Here is a 13,960-nt window from a genome sequence, read left to right on the forward strand (position 1 = left end):
TGTTGCGTCGTGCGTACTGCGTATTGCGTGTGTCGTGTTGCTGCGTTTCCTTCGCGGCCGGTCATCCCGGCCGCTGCATCCCGCACGCGCGCGCATAGTGCGCGATCACGTCGCGTATCCGGTGGCGCACCCATGCGCGCGGCTCCTTCGCAAGGCCGCCCGCGCGGCACGCCGCGTACACGTCCGGCAGCCACTGCGCGACGAGCGTTTCCGGCACCGGCTGTCGCGCGAGGTTGTCGAACAGCTGCTCGACCGCCGCCGCGACGGCCGGGTGCAGCCAGTAGTAGCGGATCCGGTCGCTGTAGCCGAACTGGCGCGCGAGCCGCTGCTCGGTCTCGTCGCCGCGGTAGTACGGCGCCCAGTGTTCGGGCTGGGCGCGCATCGCGGCGTCGACGACGTCGCGCAGGCGCGAACGCTGCGCGACCTCGCCGATCAGCGCATCCTCGATGAAGGTGAGCGCGAACAGCGCCTCACGCAGCGCGAAGGTCAGCGCGGGGCCGACCTTCAGCACCGCGAAATGATCGCGCACGAGCGCGGCGAGCGCGGCTTCGGTCTGGTAGTCGGTCGAATGCGCTTCGAATACGAGGCGCGGCGTGCGCAGGATGCTCGCGCCGAGCGATGCGGCCTTCGCGCTGTCGTAGTCGAGCACGTGGCGATCGTCGAAATCGACGCCCGGCTGCGCGACGACCGCGACCACGCGCGTCCATGCGTCGTCGAGCCCCGCCGCCGCGAACGCGCCGCGGTGCGCGTCGAGCGTCGCGGCAATGCTGTCGCTGCGCGTGACCGCGATCCGCGCGATCGCGGCGCCGTCCGCATCGCCGTCGCCGGCCACTTCGCCGCCCGGCGTCGGCACCTCGGTGCCGATCACGTAGACGGGCGCGACGCCGGCGCGCAATGCCGCGTCTTCCGCGGCGCGGCACAGCTCGGCCGCACGCGCGGCAATCGTGCGATCGTCGAGCCGCGCCGGATCGTCCGCGCACGCCATGCTCGCGTCGAGATGGATCTTCTCGAACCCGGCTTCGACATACGCCGCGACCATCGCAGCCGCTTCGCGCATCGCATCGGCCGCGCGGCGGTGCCGCCACGGGTTCGGGCCGAGATGATCGCCGCCGAGCACGAGCGCCGACGGCGCGAGCCCGCAGCGCTGCGCGATCGCATCGACGTCGCGACGGAAGTCGGCGGGCGTCATGCCCGTGTAGCCGCCGAGATGGTTCACCTGGTTGCAGGTCGCCTCGATCAGGAGCGGCGAGCCGTCGGCGCGCGCGGCCTCGCATGCGGCCTCGAGCACGAGCCGGTGCGCGCTGCAGATCGAATAGATGCCGCGCTGCGCATCCGCGCGGTTCGCATCGAAGATCATCCGCAGCACGGTCTGCGCGTGCGCGGTGCGCGGGCGCTCGGCGATGGTCGTCAGGCCGGGCATGCGACACCTCGTTCGGTCAGGAAGCGGTCGATCTCGGCCGCACTGCTGTTGCCCTCCATCGGGCCGCGCCGCGTGACCGCGATCGCGCCGGCCGCGTTCGCGCGGCGCAGCGCGACGTCGATCGGCCGGCCCGCGACGAGGCTCGCGACCAGCGTGCCGCCGAAGCAGTCGCCGGCGCCGGTCGGATCGACTTCGTCGACGGAATAAGCCTGCACGTCGATGCGGCTCGCCCGATCGAACGCGACACTGCCGGCCGCGCCGCGCTTGAGCACGATGCGCTCGAGCAGCGGGTGCGTCGCGAGCAGGCCCGCGATCGCGCGTTCGGCCGGCTGCGGCCCGCAGAAGAACGGCAGGTCGGCCTCGCTCGGCAGGAACAGGTGGCACGCGGCGAGCATCGCGTCGAGCGCCGCGCGCATCGGCCGGAAGCTCAGCATCTCGGGCCGCACGTTCGGGTCGAACGACACTTTCGCGCCGGCGCGCGCCGCCTCGATCACGCCGCGCTGCACGGCCGCGATCGCCGATTCGCTCGTCAGCGACGAGCCCATCACGTGGAAGTAGCGGCAGCCGTCGAACATCGCGGTGTCGACGTCGGATGCGTCCACGCACGCTGCCGCGCTGGTGGACAGGCTGAACACGAAGCTGCGCGAGCCGTCGTCACGATACGCGACGAACGCGGTGCCGGTCGGGCGCGCGACGCGGCGAATGCGCGCGACGTCGACGCCGTCGCGTTCGAGTCGTGCGACGATCGCGTCGCCGAACGCATCGCGGCCGACGCAGCCCGCGTACGCGACGCGCGCGCCGAGCCGCGCGGCCTGGTCGGCGAAGATCGCCGGCGCGCCGCTGGGGAACGGGCCCGCGAACAGGCCCGGCGCATCGAAGCCCTGACCGCGCTCCGCAGCGACGAATTCGGCCAGCAGTTCGCCGGCAACCACGATCTCGGCCATCAGGCGTGCCCTCGTGCGGCGGCGGCCGCGTGCAGCGGATCCACCCGGATTGCGCGTGCGAGCGGCGGCATTTCAGCTCATCCAGTTGCCGCCGTCGACGTTCAGCGTCTGGGCGGTGATGTAGTCGGCGTCGGCCGACGCCAGGAACAGCGCGGCGCCCGTGAGGTCGCCCGGCACGCCCATGCGGCCGAGCGGCACGGCTTCGCCGACGAGCCGCTTCTTCTCGCCGAGCGGCCGGTTCTCGTAGCGGGCGAAGAGCGCATCGACCTGCTCCCACATCGGCGTGTCGACCACGCCCGGCGCGATGCCGTTCACGTTGATCCGGTGCGGCGCGAGCGCGAGCGCGGCCGACTGCGTGTAGCTGATCACCGCGGCCTTGGTCGCGCAGTAGTGCGAAACGAGCGCCTCGCCGCGCCGCCCCGCCTGCGATGACATGTTGATGATCTTGCCGCCGCGGCCCTGCTCGACCATCCGCTGCGCAACAGCTTGCATCAGGAAGAACAGCCCTTTCACGTTGACCGCGAACAGCCGGTCGAACACGTCCCAGGATTCGTCGAGGATCGGGCGCATGTCGAACAGCGCCGCGTTGTTGAACAGGATGTCGACGCCGCCGAAACGCTCGACGGCGGTCGCGACGATGCGCGCGATGTCGTCACGGCGCGTGACGTCGGCGGTGACGGCCACCGCGCGGCCTGGGTTCGCCTCGATCAGCCGAGCGAGCGAGCCGCTCGCGGGCTTCAGGTCCACCAGCACGCAACGCGCGCCCTCGTCCAGATAGCGTTGCGCGACCGCTTCGCCGATGCCGCTTGCCGCGCCCGTCAGGATCGCGACCTTGTCTGCCAGTCTCACTGGTTGTCTCCGGTTCGTTCTGCTGCACGAAGGTCGCGAGGTGAGCGAACGCTCGCTGACCGATCAATTGCTCTGTTGTCGATCGAATGATCGGATACGCGATTGACGCTGTCAAGGCGACACGCGCGCTTTCGATGATGCGCTGCGGCACGACGGCATTGGCTGCGGGCTCGGGCGCCGCACGCGGCAAGGCGCCGCGCGCTGGGTGCGGCGCGGCTGAAATTCCGAAGAAGGGGGACGGAGCGTGCGGGCGGAGCGGATTGGCGCTGCATGGCGGCAAGATACGTTATATCATCGCGATATTTCGTTTCATTGCCTGCCTCCCGCCATGGCCACCTCATCGCCCATTGACGCCCGGTTGTCCCGGGCCGACGCATTCGCCGCCGAGCACGGGCTCGCGTGGACGCCACTGCGCCGCCAGGTCTACGAACGCGTGCTGGCCGCGCAGCGCCCGATCGGCGCGTACGACCTGCTCGCCGAGCTCGAGCCGCAGCGCGGCCGCGTGCCGCCGACGACCGTCTATCGCGCGCTGGATTTCCTCGTCGAGCACGGCTTCATCCACCGGATCGAATCGAAGAACGCATTCTTCGCGTGCTGCGAGATCGGCGTGCCGCACGAAGGCCAGTTCCTGATCTGCGATTCGTGCGGCGAGACCGTCGAGATCCCGGGCAGCGATCTCGCGAAGCAGTTGTCCGCGAGCGAGCCCGCGCACGGGTTCGAGGTCCATCACCAGGTCGTCGAGCTGAACGGCCTGTGCGGGCACTGCAAGGGCAAGCCCGCGCAACGCTGACGCCGCACATGTGCGGCGCACCGCGCCGCCCTTTCCAACGAGGAGTTTCATGTCCATTGCTCTGAAGCGCGCGCCGCGGCGCGCCCTCCCGCTTGCCCGCCTGCTCGCCGCCGCAACCACCGCGGCGGCCGTACTGTCGTTCGCCGCACCCGGTATCGCGCAGGCCGCGACCGTCAACGTCGTCGCGGCCGAGAATTTCTATGGCGACGTCGCGTCGCAGATCGGCGGCAGCCATGTCGCGGTGACGAGCATCCTGAGCAATCCCGACCAGGATCCGCATCTGTTCGAAGCGAGCCCGAAGACCGCGCGTGCGTTGCAGCACGCGCAGGTCGTGATCTACAACGGCGCGAACTACGATCCGTGGATGGGCAAGCTGCTGTCCGCGTCGAAGCAGGCCAAGCGCGCGACGATCGTCGTCGCGGATCTGGTGGGCAGGAAGGCCGGCGACAACCCGCACCTGTGGTACGACCCGGCGGCGATGCCGGCCGCCGCGCGCGCGATCGCGGCCGAGCTGGGACGTGCGGACCCGGCGAACAAGGCCGACTACGACGCGAACCTGCAGAAGTTCATCGCGTCGCTGAAGCCCGTCGACGACAAGATCGCCGCGCTGCGCGCGCAGTACAAGGGCGTGCCGGTGACGGCGACCGAGCCGGTGTTCGGCTACATGTCGGATGCGATCGGCCTCGACATGCGCAACCAGCGCTTCCAGCTCGCGACGATGAACGATACCGAGGCGAGCGCGCAGGACGTCGCCGCGTTCGAGAACGATCTGCGCAAGAAGCAGGTGCGCGTGCTCATCTACAACAGCCAGGCCGAAGAACCGATGACCAAACGCATGCTGAAGATCGCGCGCGACGGCGGCGTGCCGAGCGTGAGCGTCACCGAGACGCAGCCGGCCGGCAAGACCTTCCAGCAATGGATGGCCGGCCAGCTCGACGCGCTCGCGGCCGCGCTGGCCGCCAGCAAGAAATGACCGACATCACGACATGACCGCCACTCCCCACGCACTCGCGCTCGATCGCGTCACGCTCGAACTGGGCGGCCGCACGATCCTGCGCGACGTGAGCTTCTCGATCGAACCCGGCGAATTCGTCGGCGTGCTCGGGCCGAACGGCGCGGGCAAAACGACGTTGATGCGCGCGGTGCTCGGCCTCGTGCCCGTCACGGGCGGCGCGCTGTCGGTCGGCGGCGTGCCGGTCGAGCGCGGCAACGCGTCGATCGGCTACATGCCGCAGATCAGGAGCGGCCTCGCGAATCGCCGGATGCGCGGCTACGACTTCGTCGCGATGGCCGCTGACGGCCACCGCTGGGGGCTGCCGCACACGAACGCCGCGACGCGGCGCGACGTCGATCGCGTGCTCGAGCTCGTCGGCGGCACGACGCTCGCGCGCCGGCCGCTGTCGGAACTGTCGGGCGGCGAACGGCAGCGGCTGCTGCTCGCGCAGTGCCTGCTCGGCCGCCCGAAGCTGCTGCTGCTCGACGAGCCGCTGATCAGCCTCGACCCGAATCACCAGCGCGGCGTCGTCGAACTCGTGCGCAACGTGCAGCGCGAGCTCGGCATCACCGTGCTGTTCTCCGCGCACGAACTGAATCCGCTGCTGAACGCGCTCGATCGCGTGCTGTATCTCGGCAACGGCGTCGCGGCGCTCGGCACCGTGGACGAGGTGATCACGAAGCCGGTGCTGTCGCGGCTTTACGGGTCGCCGATCGACGTGATGCGCGTGAACGGCAAGATCTTCGTGATGTCCGGCGACGTCGAGATCGAGAAGCACGACCACGAACACGAGGACGACGACGGCCACGCGCACGGCAGCGGCGGCCACGGCCATCACCACCACGGACACGCTCATCCCGGGCATTCGCACGATGTTTGAATACGATTTCATGATCAACGCGTTCGCCGCGTCGGGGATCGTCGCGGTGCTCGCGGGCATCGTCGGCTACTTCCTGGTGCTGCGCGGACAGACCTTCGCCGGCCATGCGCTGTCGCACGTCGGCTTCACCGGCGCGACCGGCGCGGTGCTGCTCGGCATCTCGCCGATCTGGGGAATGGTCGGCTTCACGCTCGCGGCCGGCATCGGGATGGGTGCGCTCGGCGAACGGCTCGCGGGCCGCGACGTCGCGATCGGCGTGATCCTGTCGGGCGCGCTCGGCTTCGGCCTGTTGTTCCTGCACTTCTACACGTCGTTCGCGACGCAGGTCACCGCGCTGCTGTTCGGCAACGTGCTTGCCGTGAGCCACGACACGCTCGCGGTGCTGGCCGGCATCGGCGCGGTGAGTCTCGTCGCGCTCGCGCTGATCGCGCGGCCGCTGCTGTTCGCGTCGCTGCAGCCGGAACTGGCCGAAGCGAAAGGCGTGTCGCTGCGCACGGTGTCGATGCTGTTCCTCGCGGTGTGCGCGCTCGCGGTGGCCGCGGCCACGCAGATCGTCGGCGTGCTGCTCGTGTTCACGCTGCTCGTCGGGCCGGCGGCAGCCGCGCAGAATGTGTCGACGCGGTTGTCGACCGGCGTGCTGCTTGCCGCGCTGTTCGCGCTGTTCGAAGCGTGGGTCGGGATTGCGCTCGCGTATCACACCGACTGGCCGACGAGCTTCTGGATTACGGCGTTGTCGGCAATGGTGTATGGGGCGAGCTTGTTGCGCAGGCCTGGGTGACGCGGCAAGCCTGTCGCCGAAGTCACAGGCTCGCTTTCCATGCGCATGCGCCCGTTGCCGCGAGAATCAGGAGACTGACCCAAGGTTTACGGCCGGCGGCCCTGGATCTCGCGAGCAACACGACTTGAGTGACGGCAACGACGATCAGGAACACATATGCGGCAAGCCCCCGGTCGCCCGCTTCGTCGTGGATTGCACCCATTGCGACCGATGGATCAATTTCATGCATCCACGCGTACTGGTTCCCGGTGATCGCGAGGACAACAAGCAAGCCGATGACACACACGGCATGAATGGCGAAATGGATTAGACGAGTCATGTCGGTCCCGTAAGCATTAGTGCATGAGCCGAACGAAACGTTGCCAGTGCTTAACGATAAAATCACCATAGCTGGTATTTTGTCTGATCTGCTCAAGAGATAATCCGCTTCCTCGATTGTAGCGAGCCCCGATGATTCGAAGCTGATCGACTGAAAATGGAAATTCGAATCCGTCACGTTCCGCCAATTGCCGGAGATGACGTGCAACTAGATCGATATTGAAGATATCGCGCTGAAGGCGATCGGACAGACCTCTGAATTGCGAGGCGGACACTTTTAACGGATCCATTCCGAGTGTTTGTGCCGCCGTGCGAAGCTGCATGCTGACGGGGCCAAATGACGTCATCGCAGGATGACGCGTGAGTGTCAGATGCTTGTCGACGAATGGTGGACCGCTCCAGTCGAACGCGCGCACCTCGAATGCAACGCGATCGATGAATTCCGGGTCTCCGCCAACCTCGATCCAGCACACGCCTGCATGCTCGACGCGCGCACGACACTGATCCTCATTGAACGCCACATCCAGTGTCCAATGCATGCCGTTTTCGATGGCCCCATGCGAGCGCACGGCGTGGGCAATCCGTGCCGCGTCCGGTGGCACGCTCGAGACGTAATAGCGACGCTGCGTGGCAACGGCGTCACCGATTTCCCGTGTGGATTCGACCATCGCTATGGCCCGCAGTCCCGGCCAAAGCTCGGGCTCGGGTTGCCAGTTCGTCAGGGCGCTGCTGGCGATGCAGCGGCGCGTCTCGATACGGCCATGTCCCTTTTCTACTTCCCGATATTCGCTGGTGCAATCGGCGTAAGCGCCCGGAACGCGCTCAATCGCATCCAGCGCGGCCCGAATCCGCGTCAGCGGCGTCGACTGTTTTTCCTTGACCGACAGCACGTAGTCGGCGCCAGCCTTGACGATTTTCTGCGCAATGCCGCGCTGGCATCCCATCGCGTCGAGCGTCACGATCGCGCCCTGCAGTAGCAGCGCCTCGAGCAGCTCAGGAATCGCCGTGATCTCGTTGCTCTTTTCCGACGTGCGAACCTGACCGAGTACGAGGCCCAATCCGCTGCTGTATGCCGACACCAGATGAATCGCCCGTTCGCCACGGCGGTAGGAGCGGCGTACCGTCTTGCCGTCGATGGCCACCACCTGCCCGGCCAGCGCCGGGCACGCGTGGCTCATCCAGTGCAAGAAGCACGCTTCGAACTGCTTCGGGTTGAGCGCCGAAAACACCCGGCCAAACGTGTCGTGCGACGGCACGCCGTTCTTCAATGGCGTATGGCGTCGCAACCATTCCGACTTCGCCTGCGCCCACAATTCGATTCCCAGCCAACTGTCCGCACCCGCCAGAATCGCGCACAGCGCCACGACCAGCCTCTCGTTCAGGTCATGCACTGGCGCACGGCTACGCGGATCCTTCAGTTCACCAAACGCCTTCTCGATACTCAAAATGCCCGCCATCTCCAGATTTACCCAAAGCCCCAGTAAACCTCGACCCCATCTCAAAACAAACCGTTTGACTAAGTCGTTGATTGTTAACGGCCCTTCATGCGAAAGCGCTGTGCACTTTTCGCGCGTCCGGTATTTTTCGTACCGGTCAAATTGTGCGTACCTCGTTGACCATGGCAGCATTCTCGGCCCTCAACGAAGCTGAGCGATGCCTGCCATGCTCGAATGCACATTCGCACTGAACGATCGGAACATGAGTGCGCTGCAATGCGGCGCCCTGTCGTTTCCAGCCTTGTCCGGCAGCGCGCGTCACCGCAATCGCCGCTCGTCGTCATGCCTCGCTGGTGAAGGCGCCATTCCGCCGGGCCGGTACTACATTGTCGATCGACCAACCGGCGGCATGCTCGGTCCGCTGCGAGAGTTCTTCCGCGACAAACGGGACTGGTTTGCGCTCTATGCCGCTGACAGCAACATTGACGATTACGTACTTTGCGACGACGTCAGACGCGGCAATTTCCGGCTTCACCCCGAAGGCGTGCGGGGAATCAGCAGGGGGTGCATAACCGTCGAATCGACGATCGCATACGCGCGACTGCGAGACTTGCTGATCGCGCAGAAGCCCGCTCCGATACCGGGTTCCTCACTGCAGGCATACCGCACGGTTACAGTGAGATGAGGCGAATCGTGTACCGAGCCGCAGTGATCGCATGGACCCTTTTCGCGTCCGCGTTGCTTGCGAGGCTGTGCCTGACCCACGAGTCGTTCGCACTACCGATCCCTGAGCAGGCGTGGGTGTGGCTCGGCACGCACGTTCCGGGGTTCTGGGACGGCGAGGCGGGCGACGATCTCGTGATCGCCGGGCATTTGCTGATAGCACTTGCGGTCGTGGCGCCGCTGACATGGCTTGCCTCGCGCATGCTGCGAAAGTGGAAACGCCACACCTCCCGATGAGGCGGGATGGCATGGCGGTTTGTCGCATTAACGTACCAGCACCCGCGCATGATGCGCAATGTGATCGGCGATGAACGTCGAGATGAAGTAGTACCCGTGGTCGTAGCCCTCATGCCGCCGCAGCGTCAGCGGCTGCCCGGCCTTCTCGCACGCGGCTTCGAACACGTCCGGGTTCAGCTGATTCGCGAGAAACTGATCGGCGAGACCTTGATCGACGAGAATCCCTTCCGCGAACTTCGGCGCATCCGCGCGCGCGACGAGCTCGCTCGCGTCGTGCTGCTTCCATGCGTCGCGGTCGGCGCCGAGGTAGCCCGAGAACGCCTTCTCGCCCCACGGGCAGCGCGTCGGGGCTGCGATCGGCGCGAACGCCGACACCGAGCGATACAGTTCGGGATGACGCAGCGCGAGCGTCAGCGCGCCGTGCCCGCCCATCGAATGCCCGAAAATCCCGAGCCGTGCACCGTCGATCGGCAGCTCGGTCGTGACGAGTTCGCGCAGCTCGCCCGTCACGTACGACTCCATCCGGTAATGCGTGGACCACGGCGCCTGCGTCGCATCGACGTAGAAGCCCGCGCCGACACCGAAATCCCACGCATCCGCTTCACCCGGCACGCCGGCGCCGCGCGGGCTCGTGTCGGGCATCACGAGCGCGATGCCGTGCTGCGCCGCGTACTGCTGCGCACCGGCCTTGATCGCGAACGTCTCGTCGGTGCACGTGAGCCCCGCGAGATAGAACAGCGCCGGCACGCGACCGTGCGCGGCCTGCGGCGGCAGGTACACCGAGAACTTCATCGGCAGGCCGATGGCCGTCGAATCGTGGCGATAGAAACGTTGCTCGCCGCCGTGGCAAGCATGCGAAGAAACGAGTTCGAGCATGGGATTCCCTTCCGTTCAATACAGCACGATCGGGCGAAGCGATTCGCCGTTCTTCATCGGGTCGACGCCACTGCGCAGCGTCGAGCGGCACGCATGCGTGGACCGTTCGGTCGCGCCGTGCCGCACGGGCTCGCATACGGCAGTCGAAACACCGTCGTGCTCGCCATGATCGCCGATCGCGTCGCGCATCATGCGCGCGAAACAGCCGTCGGCTTGCCGCGACGCGTCATCGCTGGCGCAAACGGCAAGTGACCGAGTTTAAACGCCGGTCGCGAACCACGCATCCGTTCGCGCATACAGATCGATGAAACGCGCGTGGCGCGCGGCCAGCGCCCGATCGTCGCGCGGTGCGGCGACCGGCGACGCGGCCGGTGCAAGCGTGCGCAGCGCCTCCTCGCGCCAGTGCCCGATCGCGACGCCCGCGAGCAGCGCGGCACCGCGCGTCGCGGCGTTCGGGCAATCGACGGCATCGAGCGACGCGCCGAGCGCATCCGCGAGCAACTGGCGCCAGCGCGGATCGACGGAGCCGCCGCCGGCCAGCCGCAGCGTCGTCACCGGATCGGCGCGGTTCGCGTCGCGGATCGCGTCGAGCCCCGCACGCAACGCGAACGCGACGCCTTCGAACGCGGCGCGCATCATCGCGCCGCGCGTGTCGCCGAGCCCCAGCCCGAGCCAGCCGCCGCGTGCGTCGGGGTTCATCCATGGCGAGCGTTCGCCCGTCAGGTACGGCAGGAAGCACAGCCGCTCGGACGCCGGCTGCGCGAACGCGTCGTCATACGCGTCCGCCCACCGCGAATAGCCGAGCCAGCCGCGCACGGCTTCGAGCGCAATCCCGACGTTCTGCATCGCCGCCATCGTGTAATAGCCGCCGCCCGCCGCCGTTCGATAGCGATGCAGCCCGCGCCGCGCGGGTGGCAACGCGTCGGCGAGCACGACGATCTGGCCGCCGCTGCCGGTGGTGAGCAGCGCGTCCCCGGCCGCGACGAGCCCGCTGCCGAGCGCCGCGCACGCCGTATCGGCCGCGCCGGTCGCAAGCGGCACGCCGGCCGGCAGCCCGAGTGCCGTCGCGGCCTGCGCATCGAGCACGCCGCAGCGCGCGCTCGACGCTCGCACCGGGGCGAAGCGGTCGAGCGGCAGGCCCAACGTGTCGATCAGCGCCGTATCCCACGTGCCGTCCGGCGTCGCGAGCGCGGTCGCGCACGCATCGCTCGGATCGGCCGCGACGTCGCCGCCGAGCGCGACGCGCAGCCAGTCCTTCGGCTGGACGGCCCAGCGCGCGGCCTGCAGCGCATGCGGTTCATGCGCGGCCAGCCAGCGCAACAGCGGGCCGGCCATCCCCGGCGCGATGGGATTCGGGGCGACGGGCTTACCGGCGACGGGCTTACCGGCGACCGACACACCGGCATCGGGCACACCGCCGTCGCTCCAGGCTGCCGCATCGGCTTCACGCACCGCGCGCGTATCGGGCCACAGCATCGCGGGCCGCACCGGCCGGCCAGCCGCATCGATCGGCACGACGCCGTGCATCTGGCCGGAGAAGCCGATCGCGGCGACCTGCTCGCGCTCGCCGGCCGGCAGCCGTGCAGCGGCGCGCACGAGCGCGTGCCACCACACGCCGGGCGCGATTTCCGCCCAGCCAGGCTGCGGCGACGACAGCGCATAAGGCTCGCTCGCGACCGCGCGCTCGACGCCATCGGCATCGAGCGTGACGAGTTTGATGGAGCCGGTGCCGAGGTCGATTCCGAGCAGGCGCATGACGGGGTCGCGTATTCGAGTAAACGGATAGCGATGATAGCGGGATCGCGACATGCGGCCCCGCTCGAAGCAGCGCTTTTTACGGTCATGACGATACGCAAACGTGGCCGCGCACGGTGCGGTTCACCGCGCGGCATGTTGCCGGCCCGCACGCCCGCTCGCGGGTTAACCCGGCACGATTTTTCACCGGTCGTTTTTGCCACTATGCCGCGGTCGCGATACACACCATAAAGACACCGATATTTGACACGGGGGTCCGCGCTATTTTGGACGGCTATAAAACCGGGGAACCTCACTCCAGCGGCAGTTTCCCGATGATCGACACCCTCTTTCATGCCGAAATGGCATATCGAACCAGCAAAGAACGGAATAGAACCCAGCGCTCTTGTTGCGATGTGGCATTGCGCATAACTTCGTATCACCCCGAATACAAGATCATGGAGTGAGACAGATGCAATCGAACACGGTCCATCCGTGCGATGAGGTGCTGCCGACCGGCAAGCTCGTAACGCTTGGTCTCCAGCACGTCCTCGTCATGTACGCCGGCGCCGTCGCCGTGCCGCTCATCGTCGGCGGCGCGCTGAAGCTGCCCAAAGACCAGATCGCGTTCCTGATCAGCGCCGATCTGTTTTCGTGCGGCATCGCGACGCTGATCCAGACGCTCGGCCTGTGGATCTTCGGAATCCGCCTGCCCGTCATCATGGGCTGCACGTTCGCGGCAGTCGGCCCGATGATCGCGATCGGCACCAATCCCGGCCTCGGCATTCTCGACGTGTTTGGCTCGACGATCGCGGCCGGCATCATCGGCATCGTGCTCGCGCCGACGATCGGCAAGCTGTTGCGATTCTTCCCGCCGGTCGTCGTCGGCACGGTGATCGCGGTGATCGGGCTGTCGCTGATGGAAGTCGGGATCAACTGGGCGGCCGGCGGCGTCGGCAATCCGGAATACGGCAGCCCCGTCTACCTCGGGCTGTCGCTGCTCGTGCTCACGCTGATCCTGCTGATCAACAAGTACGGCCGCGGCTTCATCGCGAACATCTCGGTGCTGCTCGGGATCGTCGCCGGCTTCGTGATCGCGTTCGCGATCGGCCGCGTGAATACCGACGGCGTCGCGCTTGCGCCGTGGGTCGGCTTCGTGATGCCGTTCCATTTCGGCATGCCGCATTTCGACCCGCTGTCGATCGCGACGATGGTCACGGTGATGTTCGTCACGTTCATCGAATCGACCGGGATGTTCCTCGCGGTCGGCGACATGGTCGATCGTCCGGTCAACCAGGAGCGTCTCGTGCGCGGCCTGCGCGTCGACGGCCTCGGCACGCTGATCGGCGGCATCTTCAACTCGTTCCCGCATACGTCGTTCTCGCAGAACGTCGGCCTGATCGGCGTGACGGGCGTGAAGAGCCGGTTCGTCTGCGCGACGGGCGGCGTGATACTGGTGCTGCTCGGCCTGTTCCCGAAGATGGCGCAGGTCGTCGCGTCGGTGCCGCCGTTCGTGCTCGGCGGCGCGGGTATCGTGATGTTCGGGATGGTCGCCGCGAACGGCATCAAGGTGCTGTCGAAGGTCGACTTCGTGAACAACTCGCACAACCTGTTCATCGTCGCAGTGAGCGTCGGCATGGGCCTCGTGCCGGTCGTGTCGCCGCACTTCTTCTCGAAGCTGCCGCCCGCGCTCGCGCCGATTCTCCATAGCGGGATCCTGCTCGCGTCGGCGACGGCCGTGATCCTGAACATCGTGTTCAACGGCGTGAAAGGCGAGAAGGACGCGCGTTGCGAGATTCGGCGCGCAGGGCACGACTTCGACGGACGCCCGGCCGACGTGCATCACTGATCGCGCCGCATCGGACGCAGCTTGACGCTGCGGTGAAGAAAAAAACGCCACGGCCCGGCCGTGGCGTTTTGCTTTGCGCGAGTTGCGGGCGATGGCGGCGGTAGTGGCTGCCATGCGAGTGATGCGCGTAGC

14 protein-coding genes are annotated in these 13,960 nt (G+C 67.3%); 7 read left to right on the top strand and 7 right to left on the bottom strand.

Going from position 1 to position 13,960, the window contains the following annotated elements:
- Positions 1–61: 61 nt before the first annotated feature.
- From BSE24067_RS09385 to BSE24067_RS09395, 3 genes are all read right to left on the bottom strand, one after another.
- The gene (locus tag BSE24067_RS09385; protein WP_151066372.1) at positions 62–1,420 is read right to left on the bottom strand and encodes a D-tagatose-bisphosphate aldolase, class II, non-catalytic subunit; all 1,359 of its coding nucleotides are present in this window, start codon (positions 1,418–1,420) and stop codon (positions 62–64) included.
- Positions 1,408–2,364 (bottom strand): sugar kinase, encoded by a 957-nt coding sequence (locus BSE24067_RS09390; RefSeq protein ID WP_151066371.1) that lies wholly within the window; start codon positions 2,362–2,364, stop codon positions 1,408–1,410. Before BSE24067_RS09390 ends, BSE24067_RS09385 begins: the two co-directional genes overlap by 13 nt.
- A gap of 72 nt (positions 2,365–2,436) precedes the next feature.
- Positions 2,437–3,213 (bottom strand): L-iditol 2-dehydrogenase, encoded by a 777-nt coding sequence (locus BSE24067_RS09395; RefSeq protein WP_151066370.1) that lies wholly within the window; start codon positions 3,211–3,213, stop codon positions 2,437–2,439.
- 328 nt (positions 3,214–3,541) lie between these two features.
- Between BSE24067_RS09395 and BSE24067_RS09400 the strand changes: the two genes are divergently transcribed.
- Genes BSE24067_RS09400 through BSE24067_RS09415 form a run of 4 tightly spaced genes read left to right on the top strand, consistent with a single transcriptional unit; the run spans position 3,542 to position 6,655 of the window.
- Entirely contained in the window at positions 3,542–4,003 is a 462-nt protein-coding gene (locus tag BSE24067_RS09400) for a Fur family transcriptional regulator (protein WP_014896195.1), read from the top strand.
- Positions 4,004–4,052: 49 nt separating this feature from the next.
- Positions 4,053–4,976 (top strand): metal ABC transporter solute-binding protein, Zn/Mn family, encoded by a 924-nt coding sequence (locus BSE24067_RS09405; protein WP_151066369.1) that lies wholly within the window; start codon positions 4,053–4,055, stop codon positions 4,974–4,976.
- Positions 4,977–4,989: 13 nt separating this feature from the next.
- Entirely contained in the window at positions 4,990–5,877 is an 888-nt protein-coding gene (locus BSE24067_RS09410; protein WP_151066368.1) for an ABC transporter ATP-binding protein, read from the top strand.
- The gene (locus tag BSE24067_RS09415) at positions 5,870–6,655 is read left to right on the top strand and encodes a metal ABC transporter permease (protein ID WP_151066367.1); all 786 of its coding nucleotides are present in this window, start codon (positions 5,870–5,872) and stop codon (positions 6,653–6,655) included. The genes BSE24067_RS09410 and BSE24067_RS09415 overlap by 8 nt, the downstream gene beginning before the upstream one ends.
- A gap of 22 nt (positions 6,656–6,677) precedes the next feature.
- Here the strand turns inward: BSE24067_RS09415 and BSE24067_RS09420 are convergent, their stop codons facing one another.
- The gene (locus tag BSE24067_RS09420; RefSeq protein ID WP_151066366.1) at positions 6,678–6,974 is read right to left on the bottom strand and encodes a hypothetical protein; all 297 of its coding nucleotides are present in this window, start codon (positions 6,972–6,974) and stop codon (positions 6,678–6,680) included.
- Positions 6,975–6,990: 16 nt separating this feature from the next.
- A complete protein-coding gene (locus BSE24067_RS09425) occupies positions 6,991–8,418 on the bottom strand; it encodes an ISAs1 family transposase (RefSeq protein ID WP_244130532.1) in 1,428 nt (475 codons plus the stop codon).
- 253 nt (positions 8,419–8,671) lie between these two features.
- Here BSE24067_RS09425 and BSE24067_RS09430 point away from each other — a divergent pair, with 253 nt between their 5' ends.
- Both BSE24067_RS09430 and BSE24067_RS09435 read left to right on the top strand, forming a co-directional pair.
- Complete coding sequence (locus tag BSE24067_RS09430; protein WP_341826506.1) at positions 8,672–9,094, top strand: DUF2778 domain-containing protein; 423 nt, start codon at positions 8,672–8,674, stop codon at positions 9,092–9,094.
- Between the two features lie 23 nt (positions 9,095–9,117).
- A complete protein-coding gene (locus BSE24067_RS09435) occupies positions 9,118–9,369 on the top strand; it encodes a hypothetical protein (protein WP_244122308.1) in 252 nt (83 codons plus the stop codon).
- Between the two features lie 27 nt (positions 9,370–9,396).
- On the opposite strand, the gene fghA is transcribed toward BSE24067_RS09435, so the two are convergent.
- Complete coding sequence (gene fghA, locus BSE24067_RS09440) at positions 9,397–10,245, bottom strand: S-formylglutathione hydrolase (RefSeq protein WP_151066363.1); 849 nt, start codon at positions 10,243–10,245, stop codon at positions 9,397–9,399.
- A 258-nt stretch (positions 10,246–10,503) separates the two neighbouring features.
- Positions 10,504–12,000 carry a xylulokinase gene (locus BSE24067_RS09445; RefSeq protein WP_151066362.1) on the bottom strand — a complete coding sequence of 499 codons (1,497 nt, stop codon included), beginning with the start codon at positions 11,998–12,000 and terminating at the stop codon, positions 10,504–10,506.
- A 451-nt stretch (positions 12,001–12,451) separates the two neighbouring features.
- On the opposite strand from BSE24067_RS09445, the gene BSE24067_RS09450 reads away from it, so the two are divergent.
- The gene (locus BSE24067_RS09450; protein WP_170297524.1) at positions 12,452–13,828 is read left to right on the top strand and encodes a nucleobase:cation symporter-2 family protein; all 1,377 of its coding nucleotides are present in this window, start codon (positions 12,452–12,454) and stop codon (positions 13,826–13,828) included.
- Positions 13,829–13,960: the final 132 nt, after the last annotated feature.

The sequence above is a fragment of the Burkholderia latens genome (assembly GCF_902499045.1).
GTDB classification, from domain to species: domain Bacteria; phylum Pseudomonadota; class Gammaproteobacteria; order Burkholderiales; family Burkholderiaceae; genus Burkholderia; species Burkholderia latens.

Bases quoted from the DNA above. Each gene is read 5' to 3' on its own strand.
- BSE24067_RS09385 (WP_151066372.1), bottom strand. From the start codon at position 1,420: ATGCCCGGCCTGACGACCATCGCCGAGCGCCCGCGCACCGCGCACGCG.
- BSE24067_RS09390 (WP_151066371.1), bottom strand. From the start codon at position 2,364: ATGGCCGAGATCGTGGTTGCCGGCGAACTGCTGGCCGAATTCGTCGCT.
- BSE24067_RS09400 (WP_014896195.1), top strand. From the start codon at position 3,542: ATGGCCACCTCATCGCCCATTGACGCCCGGTTGTCCCGGGCCGACGCA.
- BSE24067_RS09405 (WP_151066369.1), top strand. From the start codon at position 4,053: ATGTCCATTGCTCTGAAGCGCGCGCCGCGGCGCGCCCTCCCGCTTGCC.
- BSE24067_RS09410 (WP_151066368.1), top strand. From the start codon at position 4,990: ATGACCGCCACTCCCCACGCACTCGCGCTCGATCGCGTCACGCTCGAA.
- BSE24067_RS09415 (WP_151066367.1), top strand. From the start codon at position 5,870: ATGTTTGAATACGATTTCATGATCAACGCGTTCGCCGCGTCGGGGATC.
- BSE24067_RS09420 (WP_151066366.1), bottom strand. From the start codon at position 6,974: ATGACTCGTCTAATCCATTTCGCCATTCATGCCGTGTGTGTCATCGGC.
- BSE24067_RS09430 (WP_341826506.1), top strand. From the start codon at position 8,672: ATGAGTGCGCTGCAATGCGGCGCCCTGTCGTTTCCAGCCTTGTCCGGC.
- fghA (WP_151066363.1), bottom strand. From the start codon at position 10,245: ATGCTCGAACTCGTTTCTTCGCATGCTTGCCACGGCGGCGAGCAACGT.
- BSE24067_RS09445 (WP_151066362.1), bottom strand. From the start codon at position 12,000: ATGCGCCTGCTCGGAATCGACCTCGGCACCGGCTCCATCAAACTCGTC.
- BSE24067_RS09450 (WP_170297524.1), top strand. From the start codon at position 12,452: ATGCAATCGAACACGGTCCATCCGTGCGATGAGGTGCTGCCGACCGGC.